Annotated in this window: 17 protein-coding genes and 1 pseudogene; 9 read left to right on the top strand and 9 right to left on the bottom strand. The window is 67.6% G+C overall.

Annotated elements, in window-relative coordinates; all coding sequences use genetic code 11:
- Positions 1-34: 34 nt before the first annotated feature.
- The 8 genes from OHU74_RS01975 to OHU74_RS01940 form a co-directional block, all read right to left on the bottom strand.
- Complete coding sequence (locus tag OHU74_RS01975; RefSeq protein ID WP_371614252.1) at positions 35-898, bottom strand: RimK family alpha-L-glutamate ligase; 864 nt, start codon at positions 896-898, stop codon at positions 35-37.
- On the bottom strand, positions 895-1941 hold the full coding sequence (locus OHU74_RS01970) for a 3-oxoacyl-ACP synthase III family protein (RefSeq protein ID WP_371614251.1): 1047 nt from the start codon (positions 1939-1941) through the stop codon (positions 895-897). Before OHU74_RS01970 ends, OHU74_RS01975 begins: the two co-directional genes overlap by 4 nt.
- Before the next feature lie 106 nt (positions 1942-2047).
- Positions 2048-2782: a hypothetical protein gene (locus OHU74_RS01965; protein WP_371614250.1), complete on the bottom strand. Its 735-nt coding sequence runs from the start codon at positions 2780-2782 to the stop codon at positions 2048-2050.
- Between the two features lie 107 nt (positions 2783-2889).
- Entirely contained in the window at positions 2890-4209 is a 1320-nt protein-coding gene (locus OHU74_RS01960) for a peptide ligase PGM1-related protein (RefSeq protein ID WP_371614249.1), read from the bottom strand.
- Entirely contained in the window at positions 4206-5525 is a 1320-nt protein-coding gene (locus tag OHU74_RS01955) for an aspartate aminotransferase family protein (protein WP_371614248.1), read from the bottom strand. Before OHU74_RS01955 ends, OHU74_RS01960 begins: the two co-directional genes overlap by 4 nt.
- The gene (locus OHU74_RS01950) at positions 5522-5947 is read right to left on the bottom strand and encodes a thioesterase family protein (protein ID WP_371614247.1); all 426 of its coding nucleotides are present in this window, start codon (positions 5945-5947) and stop codon (positions 5522-5524) included. Before OHU74_RS01950 ends, OHU74_RS01955 begins: the two co-directional genes overlap by 4 nt.
- Before the next feature lie 23 nt (positions 5948-5970).
- Positions 5971-7122: an acyl-CoA dehydrogenase family protein gene (locus tag OHU74_RS01945; protein ID WP_371614246.1), complete on the bottom strand. Its 1152-nt coding sequence runs from the start codon at positions 7120-7122 to the stop codon at positions 5971-5973.
- A 52-nt stretch (positions 7123-7174) separates the two neighbouring features.
- The gene (locus OHU74_RS01940; RefSeq protein WP_371614245.1) at positions 7175-7303 is read right to left on the bottom strand and encodes a hypothetical protein; all 129 of its coding nucleotides are present in this window, start codon (positions 7301-7303) and stop codon (positions 7175-7177) included.
- Between the two features lie 658 nt (positions 7304-7961).
- On the opposite strand from OHU74_RS01940, the gene cysC reads away from it, so the two are divergent.
- From cysC to OHU74_RS01895, 9 genes and pseudogenes are all read left to right on the top strand, one after another.
- Positions 7962-8573, top strand: a complete 612-nt coding sequence (cysC, locus tag OHU74_RS01935; protein ID WP_371614244.1) for an adenylyl-sulfate kinase — start codon at positions 7962-7964, stop codon at positions 8571-8573.
- Positions 8570-9484, top strand: coding sequence for a sulfate adenylyltransferase subunit CysD (gene cysD, locus OHU74_RS01930; RefSeq protein ID WP_371614243.1), 915 nt, complete (start codon positions 8570-8572; stop codon positions 9482-9484). The genes cysC and cysD overlap by 4 nt, the downstream gene beginning before the upstream one ends.
- Positions 9485-9486: 2 nt before the next feature.
- A complete protein-coding gene (locus OHU74_RS01925; RefSeq protein WP_371614242.1) occupies positions 9487-10827 on the top strand; it encodes a sulfate adenylyltransferase subunit 1 in 1341 nt (446 codons plus the stop codon).
- Positions 10828-10829: 2 nt separating this feature from the next.
- Positions 10830-11983: pseudogene (locus OHU74_RS01920) on the top strand (aliphatic sulfonate ABC transporter substrate-binding protein).
- A 152-nt stretch (positions 11984-12135) separates the two neighbouring features.
- Entirely contained in the window at positions 12136-12927 is a 792-nt protein-coding gene (locus OHU74_RS01915; RefSeq protein ID WP_371619533.1) for an ABC transporter ATP-binding protein, read from the top strand.
- On the top strand, positions 12914-13819 hold the full coding sequence (locus OHU74_RS01910) for an ABC transporter permease (RefSeq protein ID WP_371614241.1): 906 nt from the start codon (positions 12914-12916) through the stop codon (positions 13817-13819). Before OHU74_RS01915 ends, OHU74_RS01910 begins: the two co-directional genes overlap by 14 nt.
- Before the next feature lie 44 nt (positions 13820-13863).
- On the top strand, positions 13864-14151 hold the full coding sequence (locus OHU74_RS01905) for a hypothetical protein (protein WP_371614240.1): 288 nt from the start codon (positions 13864-13866) through the stop codon (positions 14149-14151).
- A 129-nt stretch (positions 14152-14280) separates the two neighbouring features.
- A complete protein-coding gene (locus OHU74_RS01900) occupies positions 14281-15261 on the top strand; it encodes a helix-turn-helix transcriptional regulator (protein WP_371614239.1) in 981 nt (326 codons plus the stop codon).
- Positions 15262-15593: 332 nt separating this feature from the next.
- Positions 15594-16136 (top strand): maleylpyruvate isomerase N-terminal domain-containing protein, encoded by a 543-nt coding sequence (locus OHU74_RS01895; protein WP_371614238.1) that lies wholly within the window; start codon positions 15594-15596, stop codon positions 16134-16136.
- Between the two features lie 483 nt (positions 16137-16619).
- Here the strand turns inward: OHU74_RS01895 and OHU74_RS01890 are convergent, their stop codons facing one another.
- The gene (locus OHU74_RS01890; RefSeq protein ID WP_371614237.1) at positions 16620-16757 is read right to left on the bottom strand and encodes a hypothetical protein; all 138 of its coding nucleotides are present in this window, start codon (positions 16755-16757) and stop codon (positions 16620-16622) included.
- Positions 16758-16827 lie beyond the last annotated feature (70 nt).

Genomic DNA, 16827 nt, shown 5'->3' with positions numbered 1-16827 from the left:
GGGGCTCGACCCCGCGGGCCCGGAACTGCTTGCCTCAGGAACAGCTGTCGGCCAGGGCGCGGGCGAATCGCCGCAGTGCCGCCGGGTCCACGTAGGGAAACCCCAAGCCGGGTTCGGTCATCTCGAGTTCCAGGAGCAGCGGTCCGTCCGCCCCGCGGACCAGGTCCACGCGGGCGAAGACCAGCTGGTCGAGGGGAATCCCGATCTCGGACGCGGCAGCGCGGAGGATGTCCGAGGCGACCTCCTGCCACCTGGGCTCGGGGCTGGTCTCGGCCAGGTGCTCTTCGAGGTACAGCGCGCCCTGGGTGTCGACCACGCCGCCGGTGAGCATCGGCCCCTTGGTGAAGGCGTGGGAGTAGCGGCCCCGGAAGAACACGAGGGAGACCTCGCCCTCCTCGTCGACCGAGGTCTGGTAGGGCTGGAGCAGCACGCTGAAACCCTGGGAGTGCAGCGTCTTGAGGTGGAGCCGGGCTTCTTCCCGCTGCGTACGATCGAACCGGGCCGCTCCCCGCGATCCCGCTCCGACGGTCGGCTTGAGCACGAAGTCGTCGGCGGTTTCCCCGAGTTCTTCGCCGGGGGCCAGCACGGTGGAGGGGATGACGGGCAGGCCTGCCGCCGCCAGTCGCGTCAGGTAGGTCTTGTCCGTGTTGTAGGTGACGACCGGATAGGGGTTGATCAGGCGGGGCACCTGGGAGCACCAGTCCAGGAAGTCCGCCAGATGGTCTTGGTAGTCCCAGGTCGCGCGAAGGACGACGGTCTCGTCCGCGGCGGTCCGCTCGCCCCAGGGCTGCCAGCGGGCTTCCACCCCGAGCTCGGCCAGGGCCTCCACGAGGCCGGCGTCGTCTCCGTCGCCCTCGGGCATCTGCGGGCAGGAAGCGAGAACCAGGCGCCTGCTCATGCCCGCACCGCCTCGACGGTGCGGCAGCCGGCCTCGGACCAGCGCATCATGGCCCGGCCCCAGGTCATGCCCGCGCCGAAGGTGATCATGAGGATGTTGTCGCCCGGCCGCAGGCGGCCGTCGCGGGCGGCGACGTCGAGGCCGATCGGGATGGAGGCGGCCCCGGTGTTGCCGAGCAGGTCACCGGTCAGAACGATCTGCTCGGGGCGGAATCCGGCCCGCTCCGCGCAGGCCGTGATCAGGTGGGGGTTGGCCTGGTGGCACACGAGGTGATCGATCTGATCGAGCGTCAGCCCGCTTTCCTTGAGCGCGTCGTTCACCAGCCGGGGAAACTCCAGCCGGACGAGGTCGGCGACGTCACGCCCGGACATCTTCAGGTAGTGGTCGGTGTTGGCGGACCCCGCGGCAGGCACCGGCAGCCCGGGGCCGCCGGTGACGAAGTGGGCCAGCGTCCCGTCGGTGTAGACCTGGCTGCCCAGCATCCCTTCGGAGGCCGGAACCCTGCCCAGCACCACAGCGCCCGCCCCATCGCCGAACAAGGGGTAGGTGCGCCGGTCGGCGGGGTCCAGGACACGGGAGTAGGTGTCACTGGCGACGATCAGAACGGTCTCCATGCCGGGATCAGCCGTCAGGAAGCCCCGTCCCACCTCACAGCCGACGAGGAAGCCCGCGCACGCGGCGTTGACGTCGAAGGCCATGGCATTGGACGCACCGACGGCCCCTTGGACACGACTGCCGATGCCGGGGATGGGCAGGTCCGCGGTGGAGGTGGCGAGGACGACCGCACCGATCTGCAGCGGGTCCACCCCCGAGGCTTCCAGGGCCTGTCGAGCGGCCCCGACCGCGAGATCGAAGCCCGTCTCGTCGTCGCTGACGAACCGCCGTTCGAGGACGCCTATGCGCTGACGGACCCATCCTTCCTCCTGCCGGACGGAGCGCTCGACCTCCTCGTTGGAGACTCGGGTCGCGGGGAGGCAGGAGCCGGTCCCCAGGATGCCGACTCCGGCTCCTTCGGGACGCGCACGGTGCGTGGAACTGATCATGATCTCTTGATCCTTCGGAGACGATGGGGGTGCGGCAAGGACAACCGCTGCTGCTGACGCGTCCTGCACCTGAAACCGCGTGTGGGGGCCTGCGGGGCCGGAAGGCTCAGGCGGAGTAGAAGTCGACCTCGGTGTGGTCCACGGTCTTGTCGACCTCGGCCGGAGTGGCGTAGGAGAAGCAGAGAATGACCCGTCGGGCGCCCTCGCTCGTCAGCGGTGCGACCCGGTGCATCGCGGTGTCCGCCTTCAGCAGGTACGCGGATCCCGTCGCGGGGTGGCGTCGCTCGACGGTCCCGTTGGCCAGGTGCTCGTCGATACGGGGGTTGGTCTTGTCCCAGGCCGTGTCCCGGATGTACTCCAGGGAACCGCCGGCCTCCTCGGCCGGGGCCTCGACGATCCAGACGAGCGCGTAGGTGTAGTCGTCCCAGTGCCAGCCGTGGGTCTCTCCCTGCTCGGCCAGGCGGGAGATGACCATCTCCTCCGGCTCGAAGGGCACCGGCAGGATGGCGGTCTCCTTGGTCAGTTCGGCGAGGAAGGAGCGCAGGGCCTGCGAGTGGTAGGTCTGCGGAACCGTCTCGGACTCCGCGACGATCGTCTTGCGACCGACGACCTCCATGAAGCGCGGGGTGTTACCGGTGCGGGCGACGTTGATGCGGCGCTTGACGCCGTGGTTGTCGAGGAGGGAGACGACTTCCGCGTCGAGCTGCTCCCGGAGCTCCGCAGGGCCGAAGTCGGGGAACTCGAGGAACTCGTCGGTCACGAAGCGGGCTCGCAGGTCGTCCATCTGGCCGCTGAAGCCGGCGAGGTAGGAAGCCCAGGCGTTCTCGGAGGAAACGGGCATGGCGATGCCTTTCGTTGGCGGGGGCGAAGGGGAAGGAGAGGAGATGAGAGGAAGACGGGAGGAGAGGGAAGGCCGGACAGTCCGGCCGGTCGCGGTGCGACAGCAGGTCAGGCGAACAGCTCGGTGAGCTTCTTCTCGATGAGCGCGGCGTCTTCCGCGGACTCCGCGACGGCGCAGTACTCGACGGCACCGGACTGCCGGACGTGATCGCAGGCGATGATCACGCCTCGGCCGGTCTGCGGATCGAAGGACAGCCCCGCTGCGCCCAGGGCGTCGAGAGCCTCCGCGAAGGAGGGGACGTGCCAGTGGTTGCGCGTCACGAGCAGGCGGTGCGACTGGTAGTCGGCGCCCAGGAACGACTCGCCGATCCAGTGGAGGTGCGTGGTCCCACCCATCCGGCCGTTGAACTCGGACAGGAACACCTCGCCGCCGGGAGTGAGAATGCCGTCGATGTTGATCACACCGCGATACCCCATGGCCTGGATCGGTGCGCTCAGCTTCACCATGGCCTCGACGTAGGCGCTCTGCTGGGCCCGCGTGGCCACGGAACCGGGAATGGCCATGCCGTCGTAGATCGGCGCCATCCGCATCTCACCGACGTGATGCACGGTGATGACGTCCTCGGTGATGTTGACCTCGGCGCCCAGGGGCAGTGAATCGGGGATGTACTCCTCGATGACGACACGATGCGCGCCGCGTCCGGTGTACGCGGCCCAGTACCGGTCGAGATGCCGTGCGATCTCATCCTCGTCGACGAGGAGAACGGCCCGCGGAGCACCGATGGGCTCGACGTCCCCGCGCGGGGTCAGGATGTCGTTGCCGAAGCCACCCTGGTGGAAGTCCTGCTTGACGATGACCGGAGCGCCACGCCCGAGCACCTCGCCGATGAACGATTCGGCGTGTTCGCGGGAGGCGGTGGTCACACCGTCGACCAGCGCCGCCCCCACGCCGGAGGCGAGGGTGCGGAAGGCGGCCTTGCTGTTGAGCATCTCCGACCCACCCGCCTCCAGGAAACGGAACCCCGGAGTGCCGGCGGCCAGATCCAGTCGTCGCGCGAAGCGGGCGATGGTGCTGTCGAAGCAGTAAGGCAGGACGGTGTCGACCCCGCGCTGCTCGGCAACCGCTGCGACGTCACGTAGGAACGTCTCGTCCAGGAGGCGCTCGCGGGTCAGCACATCCATGCCGAACCGTCCCGGCGGTGGCACCAGTACCGAGACCGCGTCAGGGGCGAGGCCCTTCAGCGAGAGCACGTACCGAACGAACTGCGGATCGGGGGCTTGGGGCACGATCACCACGTCGTTGACCTCGGTCAGCCACAAGAGGCGGAGCGCGATGTTCCCCGCAGTGGGGCGTTCCTCCGCCGAGATGGTGTCGTGGTCGGACACGAGGTGCTCGTTGTAGGCGTTGCCGATGAGTATCCGGCTCATGACTCTCCTCCTTCGGCCAGCTCGGTGGCCACCGCTCGCAGAGCGGATTCGAGCTTGGTGAACAGCAGATCCAGATCGGCGCAGCCGATGGTCAGGGGTGGGGCGATCAGCACGGACTGCGCGAGGTCGTGGGCGCCGGCGGGGTAGAGGATCAGCCCGCGCTCCCGTGCACGGGTGCAGATGAGCTGGGGAAGCGGTGTGCCGGAGCGCTTCGCGGCGGCGGCGTGCTCGCGGTTGACGGACAGTGCCTGGAGCAGCCCGCGACCACGAGGCTCGCCGAGGAAGGAGAACTCCGAGGAGAGGGCGGTCAGGCGGGCTCGGGCCACCTGGTGCAGCTGCTCCGCTCGCTCCGGCAGCCGGTGCTCGCGAGTGAACTGCAGGACGGCCAACGCCGTCGCGGCGGAGAGGGGATTGCCGCTCATGGTGTGTCCGAAGGCCAGATCGGCGGCGGACTGCCCCGCCAGCACGCGCTGCCCCACGACACACGCTCCGATGGGTGTGTATCCCGCGCTCAGTCCCTTGCCGGTGACGATCAGGTCGGGCACGACGTTGGCGCGGCGGTAGCCGAACCACTGGCCGACCCGGCCGAATCCGGTCATGACCTCGTCGGAGATCAACAGAGCGCCGTGCTCGCGGCACAGCTCCTCGATCCGGCGAAAGACACTGTCCGGCAGCTCGGCGGCGCCGCTGGAAGCCCCACCCACCGGTTCCACCATCACCGCCGCCACGCGGTCGGGCCCGACCTCCGCGAAGGCGCGCTCCCAGTCGCCGGCATCGGGAAGCAACCGTTCGGGGTCCGAGGAGGACACCGGCAGCGTCGACGCGGTCCGGTCGTGCAGGGGTTCGAGGCCCGCACGTCGCGCGGGGTGCCCGGAGACACCCAGCGCACCGGCGGTCATCCCGTGGTAGCTGGGGAACTGGGTGAGGACCACGTCGCGCTGTCGTTGACCGTTGCGGTGGTGGTGCAGCATCGCCAGGCGAAGCGCGGTTTCCGTCGCCTCGGAACCGGAGTTGGTGTAGACGACCTCACGGAAATCGGAGCCCGTGATGGAAAGGATCTCGGAGGTGAGCGCCTCGACGGCCCGATGGGCGAACTGGCTTCGGTGGACGAAGGTGATCTCCTCCGCCTGCTCGCGCATGACCTTGAGGATCTCGGGGACGGAATGCCCGATGTTCACGCAGATGGGACCGGAGCTGCCGTCGATGTAGCCCCTGCCGTCCTCGTCGTAGACGCGAACGCCTCGTGCGCGAACCGCCACCGGCAGGGCAGACGCGGGGATCCCGGCTCGACCGGGGGAGGGGGCCACGGTGGTCATGCCCCCACCTCCGGACCCGTGCCGGAAGCCGGAGACTGCGAGCGGGCGATGCGCTCGTGGAACCTGGCCTTGTTCACCACGGCCCGCAGGTGCTCACCGTCGCAGACAACGTTGCCATGCCCGTCGACGACCCGGAAGGTGAAGGTGACCATCCGGTCGGTGCTGTCGGTCCGGACGTGGTACTCGACCTGCGCTCCGATGGGGGTGGGCGCACGGTGGTGCATGGTGACGTTGACGCCGACGCTCATCTCGCCCGGCTTCATGAAGCGCTCCATGACCTGCGCGCACAGCCGCTCCATGTGCCCCAGGATCGAGGGGGTGGAAAGGACTTCCAGGTCGTCGTTGCCCCATTGGGTGGCGCAGTCGAGGGACTGCACCGTCTGGACGCCTCGTGCGCTGAGGCCGCTGCCTTCACTGCTCATTGCGTTCTCGCTCTGTGTTCGACTCACCTGGACGCCGTGACGTCGGTCAGCACGTGCTTGAAGATGTTCTTCTTCTGCATCTCGTTCGTGCCGCCCGCGATGCGGAAGGCGACGGCGTCACGCAGATGGCGTTCGATTCCGTAGGACTTCTCGGTGCCGATGTGGCCGAAGATCTGGACCAGTTCGAGGGCGGACTCGACGATGCCCTCGGCGGAGATGAGCTTCACGCACGAGGCCAGCGTGCCTGCGTCGGCACGGTTCTCGTCGAGAGCGTGCACGGCCTCGAAGGCCAGGGCCCGGGAGCTCTCGATGGCCACCTTCATCGTGACGATCTTGTCCTGGATGTACTGGTGCTCGGCGAGCAGGGAGCCGAAGGCGCTGCGGGAGGTGATGCGGTGCACCGCGGTCTCCAGAACGGACCCCAGATGGCCTGCGACGACGATGCCGTAGATGAGCCGGTCGAAGGCCAGGCACCAGTAGAGCTTTTCCAGGCCCTCGCCCACGTTGCCGATGAGCCGGTCGGCTGAAACGACGACCTTGTCGAGCTCGATGGGGCCGAGGGGGCTGGTGCGCAGCCCCATCAGGTCCTCGTGGGCCCCTTGCCCGACTCCCTCCTGCCCGGCTTCCACGAGGAAGAGGGTGATGTCCTTCTTCCCCGCGGAGGGGACCCGCCCCACGATCATCATGAGGTCGGCCACCGGCGCGTTGGTGATGTGGCTCTTCTCGCCGGACAGCTCGAACGCGCCGGAGGGCAGATGCCGGGCGGTGGTGCGGATCGCGGCGACGTGGGAGCCGCCGCCCGCCTCGGTGGAAGCGGTGGCGGCCACGGCTCCCGACATCAGGCGGGGGAGCAGCTCGTGCTTCTGATCGTGGGTTCCGTGATGGATCAGGAGCTGCACCAACCCCGCGTGCGCGGCCACCGAGAGGACGAGGCCGCAGTCATTGGCACCGCGGGCCAAACCCTCGAATGCGGCGACGTGGTCCCACAGGCCCCCGCCCTCGCCCCCGAGCTCCACCGGGACGTGTACCCGCCAGAATCCGGATTCCGCGAGCTTCTTCCACACCGCATGGTCGAAGGAAGCATTCAGGTCGCGTTCCGCACTCCCGGGCGCGATCTCCTGTTGGGCGAACCGAAAGAATCGGTCACGGATATCCGAGTACCGTTCCCTGTCCATGCCTATCAAATCCTCTGTGATCGATCGAGAAGGCGGCGTGAAAAGGTTCGGATCACCAGTAGAGGCTGTACGTGCCGACTTCCGGAGCAGCCGCCGAGGCGGATTCATCGGCCTGGGCGATACCGGCCCCGCCGATGGCAATGGCGAGTGCGAGAGAACAGATGGCGGCGAGCTTCTTCATTTCGTCTCCTGAGGATTTTCCGCGGCTTTGCAAACGATTGCTTGTTTGCGGTCTGACGTAACCATGCATGCCGCACGCATCGGCTGTCAGCCGGATCGAGTGGCACCTACTTCCCTGGCAGGTTGCTGCCTGGGGCAGGCGCGGCTTGCCAATGGCGTTGAATGTCCCGGTTTACTGCTCATCGCCCGCGTTCGGTCGGGGGGACCGTGGGGCGCCGCCCCTTCATGACAAGTGAACAGGTAGGGATTCATCCGGGTCTTTCGTCTCTTGGGGCGAATGTGAGGCGAGGTCAGGCAACTGTCAGAAGACCTGCGAGTCGGCCTGCGCGGTGAAGAATTGTCCAATTTATTGTCATTAAGCATGGATGTCAGAAAAGTTACCCTTCGGGGCTTCGGCGTGCGGGCGCTCAACTGTGCAGACTTTGCGAACTCATCGGTGTGTCTGCCGGGCAGCAACCTGCCAAACCAACTTGCTGCCAGCTCGGGCGGAGGGGAGACGCAGGAATGTGCCACATCATCGATTGGAATGTCCCGGGCGGCTCGCAGTTGTGTCGCCGTCCCCGATCCGCGTCAAAGGTCTACCCCAGATTCGATAGCCCTGACCGGTTGCGAGACGTCAGCGAAGGTGACGCCGAGCAGTCGCAGTGATGAGAGGTCAGATGTACCCGACAGAGTCTTCGACTCGGCACATCCCCGACGCCGGAATACCCCACGAGCACCGCCTTTCCCCGCAATGCACCTGCGGGGCGACGGTCTGGCTTACGGGGCTCCCGAGCGCGGGCAAATCCACGATCGCGCGGCTGTTGGCAGACCGCCTGCGCGATGTCGGGAGAGGCGTACACGTCCTGGACGGAGACGAGGTGAGGCGGGACGTCACCACCGATCTCGGCTTCAGCAGGCAGGACAGGGAAGCCAACGTCCGCAGGATCGGCGTCATGGCCGAGGTCCTCACCGCGAGCGGCCTGATCACCTTGGTGCCGGTCATCGCCCCCTACGCATCCAGCAGGGCCTCGGTGCGCGCCCGGCACGAGAAGCAGGGGCTGGCCTTCCTGGAAGCGCACGTGGCCACCCCGGTCGAGGTGTGCTCCGTGCGGGACGTCAAGGGCCTGTACGCGAAGCAGTTGTCCGGTGAGCTCGCCGGCCTCACCGGCGTCGACGACCCCTACGAGACGCCGCTTGCGCCGGACATCCGACTCCACGCCCACGCCCAAAGCCCGGCAGCCTCCACGGACACCCTGTGGAACCTCCTCACGGAGAGGGGCCTGATATGACGACCGCGACTCTGCCTGCCACCACTGGTCACCTCGACGCCCTCGAGTCGGAGGCCGTGCACATCTTCCGTGAGGTGGCGGGCGAGTTCGAGAAGCCGGTGATCCTTTTCTCCGGTGGCAAGGACTCGATCGTCATGCTGCATCTGGCGCTGAAGGCGTTCGCGCCGGCGCCGGTGCCGTTCACCTTGCTCCACGTGGACACCGGCCACAACTTCCCCGAGGTCCTGGAGTACCGGGACCGCGCGGTCGCCCGGCACGGCCTGCGCCTGCACGTGGCCTCCGTCCAGGAGTACATCGACGCCGGGAAGCTCCGCGAGCGCCCGGACGGGGTCCGCAACCCGCTGCAGACCGTCCCGCTCACCGAAGCGATCCAGAGCCTGAGGTTCGATGCGGTCTTCGGTGGCGGCCGCCGTGACGAGGAGAAGGCCCGCGCCAAGGAGCGCGTGTTCTCCCTGCGTGACGAGTTCTCCCAGTGGGACCCGCGCCGCCAGCGCCCCGAGCTGTGGCAGCTCTACAACGGCCGCCACGCGCCGGGCGAGCACGTGCGTGTCTTCCCGCTGTCCAACTGGACCGAGCTGGACGTGTGGCAGTACATCGCCCGCGAGAAGATCGAACTCCCGGCCATCTACTTCGCCCACGAGCGCGAGGTCTTCCAGCGCAACGGCATGTGGCTGACGGCCGGCGAGTGGGGCGGCGCCAAGGCGGACGAAACCACCGAGACCCGCCTGATCCGCTACCGCACCGTCGGTGACATGTCCTGCACCGGTGCCGTCGACTCCGACGCCACCACCCTGGACGCCGTGATCACCGAGATCGCCGCCTCCCGCCTCACCGAGCGGGGTGCGACCCGCGCCGACGACAAGCTGTCCGAGGCCGCGATGGAAGACCGCAAGCGCGAAGGGTACTTCTAGAAATGACCTCCACCACCGAGCAGTTCGCCGACCTGTCGGCCACCACGCTGCTGCGCTTCGCGACCGCGGGCTCCGTCGACGACGGCAAGTCCACCCTGGTCGGCCGCCTCCTGCACGACTCCAAGTCGGTCCTCACCGACCAGCTGGAAGCCGTGGAGCGGGTCTCGGCCAGCCGCGGTCAGGACACCCCCGACCTGGCGCTCCTCACCGATGGCCTGCGCGCCGAGCGGGAGCAGGGCATCACCATCGATGTGGCGTACCGCTACTTCGCGACCGCCCGGCGCCGGTTCATCCTGGCCGACACCCCCGGGCACGTGCAGTACACCCGCAACATGGTCACCGGCGCCTCCACCGCCGACCTCGCCGTCGTCCTGGTCGACGCCCGCAACGGTGTGATCGAGCAGACCCGCAGGCACGCCGCCGTCGCAGCCCTCCTCCGCGTCCCGCACGTGGTCCTGGCCGTCAACAAGATGGACCTGGTGGGCTACGAGGAATCGGTCTTCGCATCGATCGCGGAGGAGTTCACCGCGTACGCCACGGGCCTGGGCGTCCCGGAGATCACCGCGATCCCGATCTCGGCCCTGGCCGGCGACAACGTGGTCGAGCCCTCCGCACACATGGACTGGTACGGCGGCCCCACCGTCCTGGAACACCTGGAGACCGTCCCGGTCAGCCACGACCTCACCGCCTGCCCGGCGCGTTTCCCGGTGCAGTACGTGATCCGTCCGCAGAGCGCCGAACACCCCGACTACCGGGGCTACGCCGGCCAGATCGCCTCCGGCGTGCTGCGGGTCGGCGAAGCCGTCACCGTCCTGCCCTCGGGTCGCACCTCGGTCATCGAGGGCATCGACGCCCTCGGCCAGAGCGTCGACATCGCGTGGGCCCCGCAGTCGGTGACCCTGCGCCTCAAGGACGACATCGACATCTCGCGCGGCGACCTCATCGCACCGTCGTCGAGCTCCCCCGCCACCACGCAGGACGTCGTCGCGACGGTCTGCCACGTGGCGGACCAGCCCCTCGCGGTGGGCGCCCGGGTGCTGATCAAGCACACCACCCGCACGGTGAAGGCGATCGTCAAGGAGATCCCCTCGCGGCTGACCCTGGACGACCTGTCCCAGCACCCCAACCCCGGGCAGCTGGTGGCCAACGACATCGGCCGGGTCGTGGTCCGTACCGCCGAGCCCCTCGCGCTCGACTCGTACGCCGACTCGCGCCGCACCGGATCCTTCCTCCTGATCGACCCCGCGGACGGCACCACCCTGGCGGCCGGCATGGTCGGCGAATCCTTCGCCTCCACCGCCGCAACCACCATCCAGGCAGACGAAGAAGGGTGGGACTTCTGACCATGGAGAACATCGAAACCTCCACCAAGTCGGGGCAGGTCCGAGTCCCGAGCCGCCGCCTCTTCACTCCCCTTTCACTCTGTCTGCTGGTGGCCGTGCTGGCCTCGTGCGGCTACGGGTCCGAGGCCGCCGGGTCCGGTGGTGACCGCGTTGGCAAGGACGTCGCCGCGAGCGCGGACCGTGCCGTGCTCTCCGCTCCCGAGGTGCGGATCGGGTACTTCCCGAATCTCACCCACGCGACCGCCTTGGTCGGAGTGCAGGAGGGACTGATCCAGAAGGAGCTGGGCTCCACGACGATCAAGCCGCAGACCTTCAACGCCGGCCCGTCCGAGATCGAAGCCCTCAACGGGGCTCTCTCGACATTGGTTTCATCGGCCCCTCGCCGTCGATCAACGGCTACGTGAAGTCCAAGGGTTCGAACCTGCGGATCATCTCCGGCTCTGCCTCGGGTGGCGTGAAGCTGGTGGTGAACCCGGAGAAGATCAAGACCCTGGATGACCTCAAGGGCAAGAAGATCGCCACCCCGCAGAAGGGGAACACGCAGGACGTCGCGTTCCTCAACTGGATCGCCGAAAAGGGCTGGAACGTCGACCCCGAGTCCGGCAAGGGCGACGTCTCCGTCGTCCGCACCGACAACAAGGTCACCCCGGACGCCTTCAAGCAGGGCTCCATCGACGGCGCCTGGGTGCCGGAGCCCACGGCCTCCAAGCTCGTCTCCGACGGCGGCTCCGTCCTCCTCGACGAGACCTCCCTGTGGCCCGACAAGAAGTTCGTGATCACGAACGTCATCGTGTCGCAGAAGTTCCTCAAGGAGCACCCGGACGTGGTCGAAGCCGTACTCAAGGGCACGGTCAAAACCAACGAGTGGATCAACGCCAACAGGGACAGGGCCAAGGAGTCCGCGAACAAGGCTCTCAAGAACCTGAACGGCAAGGCCCTGGACCCCCGGGTCGTCGATGCGGCGTGGCCGTCGATCGCGAGCACCGACGACCCGCTGGCGAGCACCCTGAAGACCCAGTCCGAGTGGGCGGTGAAGACCAAGCTCATCGAGCAGCCCGAACTGGCCGGCATCTACGACCTGTCGCTGCTGAACAAGGTCCTCAAGGCCGCCGGCAAGCCCGAGGTCTCCGACGCCGGTCTCGGCCGGACGAGTTGACCGATCAGCAGGTCCCGCACACGGAAGGGAACCTCCCTCGCATGGCTCTCACGCACGGTGTGGCGACTCGGTCGCCATCGACGCACACAGATGCAACACGTACACAGGCATCGACCTCTCCATCAGCTCGGGAGGTGACGGCCCCGCCCGCCATGCTCGCCCAAGCCACCGACGACCCCGGCGACACCGCGGCAGCCACCCATGCCGCCCGCATCCAGCACGTCTCGAAGTCGTTCCCCGGCCCGGCCGGCCACCAGCACGTCCTCGACGACATCACACTCGACATCGCCCCCGGCGAGTTCGTCACCCTCCTCGGCGCCTCGGGCTGCGGCAAGTCGACACTGCTGAACCTGGTCGCGGGGCTCGACGCGCCGAGCGCGGGCTCCATCGAGACCGCTGGCGGGCGCCCGGCCCTGATGTTCCAGGATCACGCGTTGTTCCCCTGGCTGACGGCCGGAAAGAACATCGAGCTGGCCCTGCGGCTACGGGGGGTCCCCAAGTCCGAGCGCCGGACCGAGGCCGAGCGGCTGCTGGAACTGGTCCGGCTCGGCGGGGCGTACGGCAAGCGGGTCCACGAGCTGTCCGGCGGCATGCGCCAGCGTGTGGCCCTGGCCCGGGCCCTGGCCCAGGACAGCCGGCTGCTGCTGATGGACGAGCCGTTCGCGGCCCTGGACGCCATCACCCGGGACGTGCTCCACAACGAGCTGACCCGCATCTGGGAGGAAGAGGGCCTGTCGGTCCTCTTCGTCACCCACAACGTGCGCGAGGCCGTCCGGCTCGCGGAGCGAGTGGTCCTGCTGTCCTCTCGTCCCGGCCGGGTGGCCAAGGAATGGCGGGTGGGCATCCCGCAGCCGCGCCGCATCGAGGACGCGGACGTGGCGGAGCTGTCCCTTGAGATCACTGAACACCTGCGTGGGGAGATCCGCCGCCATGGCCAGCACTGACACCACTGCCGAGGCCCAGCCCAAGCCAAGGACGGACGATCTCGCCGGACTGGAAGCGGGCCTCGACGCCCTCGACGCCGTCCAGACCCACCGCACCCCGGTCCGTGAAGTCCTCGTCAAGAAGGTCCTCCCGCCGGTCGCCGCGATCGCGCTCGTGCTCGCCCTATGGCAGTCCCTGGTCTCCATGGAGGTCGCCGACACCACCAAGCTGCCCTCGCCCGGCACGGTCTGGGACGGCCTGGCGAACATGTGGCTGCAAGGCACGCTCCTGGAGGTTGTGTGGACCTCGGTCTCGCGGGGCCTGCTCGGTTTCGTGGCGGCCCTGGCGATCGGCACGCCGCTGGGCCTGCTCGTGGCCCGGGTCCGCTTCGTGCGTGCCGCGATCGGCCCGATCCTGTCCGGCTTGCAATCCCTGCCCTCGGTGGCCTGGGTGCCGCCGGCCGTGATCTGGCTCGGCCTGAACGACTCGATGATGTACGCGGTGATCCTGCTCGGCGCCGTGCCCTCCATCGCCAACGGCCTGCTGGCGGGCGTGGACCAGGTCCCGCCTCTGCTCCTACGCGCAGGCGGGAACCTCGGTGCCACCGGCTTCAAGGGCATTCGGCACGTGGTGATGCCGGCGGCTCTGCCCGGCTACCTGGCCGGTCTCAAGCAGGGGTGGGCGTTCTCCTGGCGCTCCCTGATGGCTGCCGAGATTATCGCCAGCTCTCCCGACCTGGGCCTGGGCCTGGGCCAGCTCCTCGAAAACGGCCGCAACAACATCGACATGCCCGGCGTGTTCCTGGCGATCTTGCTGATCCTTGCCGTCGGCATTTCCATCGACCTTCTGATCTTCTCCCCCATACAGAGATCACATTTCAAGAAGATAGGGGTCATTTCGGATGAGCTGTAGGATGATTCGAATGCTTGATGATTCAAAGAGGGGGAGGTGAGGTCGTGTACCTCATTCGAGCCGAGCTGAAGAGTCGAAAGGATTCCCACTCGGAATTTTCCTCGTGCGCCGCGTCGGCCATTGAATCGATGAAAGGAGAGTGTGCGAAGGGTGGGTCGGTGCAGCACGTTCGGGCCGTGGAGATCCCCGGTGGGCTCATTGTTTCCATGTTCGTCGTCGCCGCCACATTGAATGAAGCCGAGGAATCGGTGGAGGAATCCTTGAGGGTGGTCTTCGAAGATTTCCATCTCCTGGATGTCAAGATGAACCCTTACCCACTCATTGGGATCTGACCGGCAGGATACGGGCGGGACGGAAACTCCATACGATGAGGAATGGAATTCCATAAGGCATTTTGACGGAATCTCTTGTGTTACGATTGCCTGCGATCAATCCGGGTCTGGAAGAGGGGCGAGTGTGCGATGGGCGGCTTGGAGGGGCTTGGGCTGACAGATTCAGCTGAGCGGGTCTATAGGGCCATCGTCACCCATCCAGAGATGGGCGTGCAGGAAATCAGTCGTGGGGTCGGGATGGACGACGAGGTGGTTCGCTCGTGCATGGATGAGCTCGCCGACCTCGCCTTGGTCAGGCCGACGAGTACAGCCCGGCAGTCTGTTCTGATCAGCCCCAAAGTCGCCTTGGAGGCGCTGGTCACCCAACGGAAGGCAGAACTCTTCCGGGTGCAGCACGAGCTGGAGCTGAGCAGTGTCGCGGCTTCCGAACTGGTCGCCGAAATCGGTGCACACCCCTATGTGGGTGCAACCGAGGGGATTGAAGTCCTCCGAGGTGTGGATGAGATCCGAGGGACTTTTGAACGGCTCTCGTTCGGCATTTCATCGGAAGTCCTGGCGATTATTCCGCTCTCCCGTCTGGACCCGAAGGGAATGGAATCGAGCCGCGTCCTCGACGAGGACCTCATGCAGCGCGGCGTCAAGCTCCAGACGTTGTATTTGGACAGCATCCGCAACGACAGGGCCGCTCGCGACTACGCCTCCTGGCTCACCGAACTCGGCGGTGAAGTGCGGACCGCGCCGGTTCTCCCGAGACGGCTGACGGTGATCGACCGTGAGATGGCGATCATCCCAGTCGACTCTCAATCGCAGGAAGCGCTGCTGGTGAGCGTGGCCGGCGTCGTCGAGGCACTGATCGCAATGTTCGGCACCATCTGGAACTTCGCAGACCCGTTGGGCACCTCGGACCAGAGAACCGACGAGGGAATTACCTCGCAAGAGCAAGCACTGCTGAGGCTCCTGGGATCCGGTCTCACCGACGAGGCGGCCTGCAAGCGCTTGGGAGTATCCCTTCGCAGCGTGCGTCGAATGATGGCGGACCTGATGGTTCGTCTGGAGGCCGGAAGCCGGTTCGAGGCCGGAGCAAAGGCCGCTCAGCGGGGTTGGATCTGATACCGCAATTGCGTTGGTGCCTGTAGCCCGTCAATGTTCTGGACCATGTGTGGGGCGCCCGCGGGTGCTTGTCCGCTGACGGTCCTGGCCATGCGCCCGCCACGTCAAACCGCCCTGCACACCCGCTGCGTACGCCCCTGGCCGTCTCCCGGGATTCACGCGCGATCGGTGTTGAGGACCCGGTCCTCCGCCGGCACCACTCTCCTGCGGCTGGGTTTGGCCGACCACTTGTAAACCCGATAGTGGTCCGGCCGTGGCCGGCTGAATGCTCGTGCGCGCAGCCGTAGCATCGGCTGATGCGCTACATCGACAGCCGAGACCTCACTGAGGCCGTGAGTGAGATGCAGCGGGTGCTCGGCCCGCATGACGCGAAGGACTGGTCGGTGCCGGCGGGTTCGCTGGAATGGAGCTGTTGGACGACGGCCGCCCATATCGCCCATGACCTGCTCGCCTACGCCGGGCAGGTCGCCGCGCGCGCTACGGACGGCTACCTGTCCTTCGACCTCGCGGTCCGCTCGGACAGCTCCCCGCGGGAGGTGCTCCAGGTGGTCGCCGCCTGCGCGGGGCTCCTCGCCAGTGCGCTGGCCACGACCGGACCGGAGGCGCGGGCCTGGCACTTTGGTCCTTGCGACCCGCCGGGCTTCGCGGCGATGGGTGTCGCCGAGATCCTCCTCCACACCCATGACATCACCCAAGGACTGGGGGTGCCCTGGCTGCCACCGGCCCCTCTCTGTGAAGTAGTGCTCCGCCGCCTCTTCCCCGACGCTCCGCCCGGTGACCCCACGCAGGTCCTCCTCTGGTGTACGGGAAGGGGCGACCTGGACCACCGCCCTCGCCGCACCTCATGGACATGGCAGGCGGCAGTAGCCGAGTGATCAGACCCGCCGGAAGGAGATCGAGCCGAAGCTGCTGGGCAGGAAGCGCCGGACGGCTGACGCGGGATCGGAAGGACGGACCCTCCAACGTGGCCTCCCACTCCCTCGGCTCAACGGCCGACGCCAGAGGTTGAACGCGTAGCTCTCCCCGAAGCCCGGAAGCGGTCCGGCAGGAGCGGTCATGAGCCAGTGGGGGAGTCCCGCCCATTTCGCGTTTGCTGCGATCGAACAAATGACCATCGGATCGAACTCCGGGGGGAACCGCCGGGCGGTGCGTTGAAGACGTTCATCCAGGCTCGGTGCGAGCGCGGGCCGGCGGCGCCGGCCCGGGCCTCGCGGCGCTGTGGGAGGCGGTCCGGCCGGCTCGTCCCAGGTTTGCGGATCGACGAGGCCCTGAAGTACCGGCCGATCGCGCTCTGAGGACGAAGCCGTCGTAGCGGACCCGGCGCCGGCCCTGTGCGTCCGGCGGGTGGACGGTCTCCGTCAGCCGCGTGACCCGTACGCCGCCCGGCCGCGCGCGTGGTCGAAGGCGGCGGCGGTGCCTGCCGGGTCGAGGTTCCAGGGGCTCGCACCGCAGTACGGGCCGATGCGGCGGAACTGCTCCAGCGCTTCCCGCGGCATCCCCGCGACCAGCAGGTGGTGGGCGAGGCGGTGGCGCAGTCGCGGCAGGTCTTGCGGCTGGGTGAGCCAG

Source organism: Streptomyces sp. NBC_00454 (genome assembly GCF_041434015.1).
Taxonomy (GTDB): Bacteria; Actinomycetota; Actinomycetes; order Streptomycetales; family Streptomycetaceae; genus Streptomyces.
This window is presented reverse-complemented; position numbering and strand designations above follow the sequence as displayed.

Coding starts and splice junctions, on each gene's coding strand:
- OHU74_RS01950 (WP_371614247.1), bottom strand. CDS start 5,947: ATGAGCAGTGAAGGCAGCGGCCTCAGCGCACGAGGCGTCCAGACGGTG.
- OHU74_RS01955 (WP_371614248.1), bottom strand. CDS start 5,525: ATGACCACCGTGGCCCCCTCCCCCGGTCGAGCCGGGATCCCCGCGTCT.
- OHU74_RS01915 (WP_371619533.1), top strand. CDS start 12,136: ATGCTCGCCCAAGCCACCGACGACCCCGGCGACACCGCGGCAGCCACC.
- OHU74_RS01945 (WP_371614246.1), bottom strand. CDS start 7,122: ATGGACAGGGAACGGTACTCGGATATCCGTGACCGATTCTTTCGGTTC.
- OHU74_RS01970 (WP_371614251.1), bottom strand. CDS start 1,941: ATGATCAGTTCCACGCACCGTGCGCGTCCCGAAGGAGCCGGAGTCGGC.
- cysC (WP_371614244.1), top strand. CDS start 7,962: ATGTACCCGACAGAGTCTTCGACTCGGCACATCCCCGACGCCGGAATA.
- cysD (WP_371614243.1), top strand. CDS start 8,570: ATGACGACCGCGACTCTGCCTGCCACCACTGGTCACCTCGACGCCCTC.
- OHU74_RS01910 (WP_371614241.1), top strand. CDS start 12,914: ATGGCCAGCACTGACACCACTGCCGAGGCCCAGCCCAAGCCAAGGACG.
- OHU74_RS01900 (WP_371614239.1), top strand. CDS start 14,281: ATGGGCGGCTTGGAGGGGCTTGGGCTGACAGATTCAGCTGAGCGGGTC.
- OHU74_RS01940 (WP_371614245.1), bottom strand. CDS start 7,303: ATGAAGAAGCTCGCCGCCATCTGTTCTCTCGCACTCGCCATTGCCATC.
- OHU74_RS01925 (WP_371614242.1), top strand. CDS start 9,487: ATGACCTCCACCACCGAGCAGTTCGCCGACCTGTCGGCCACCACGCTG.
- OHU74_RS01965 (WP_371614250.1), bottom strand. CDS start 2,782: ATGCCCGTTTCCTCCGAGAACGCCTGGGCTTCCTACCTCGCCGGCTTC.
- OHU74_RS01890 (WP_371614237.1), bottom strand. CDS start 16,757: ATGCCGCGGGAAGCGCTGGAGCAGTTCCGCCGCATCGGCCCGTACTGC.
- OHU74_RS01975 (WP_371614252.1), bottom strand. CDS start 898: ATGAGCAGGCGCCTGGTTCTCGCTTCCTGCCCGCAGATGCCCGAGGGC.
- OHU74_RS01960 (WP_371614249.1), bottom strand. CDS start 4,209: ATGAGCCGGATACTCATCGGCAACGCCTACAACGAGCACCTCGTGTCC.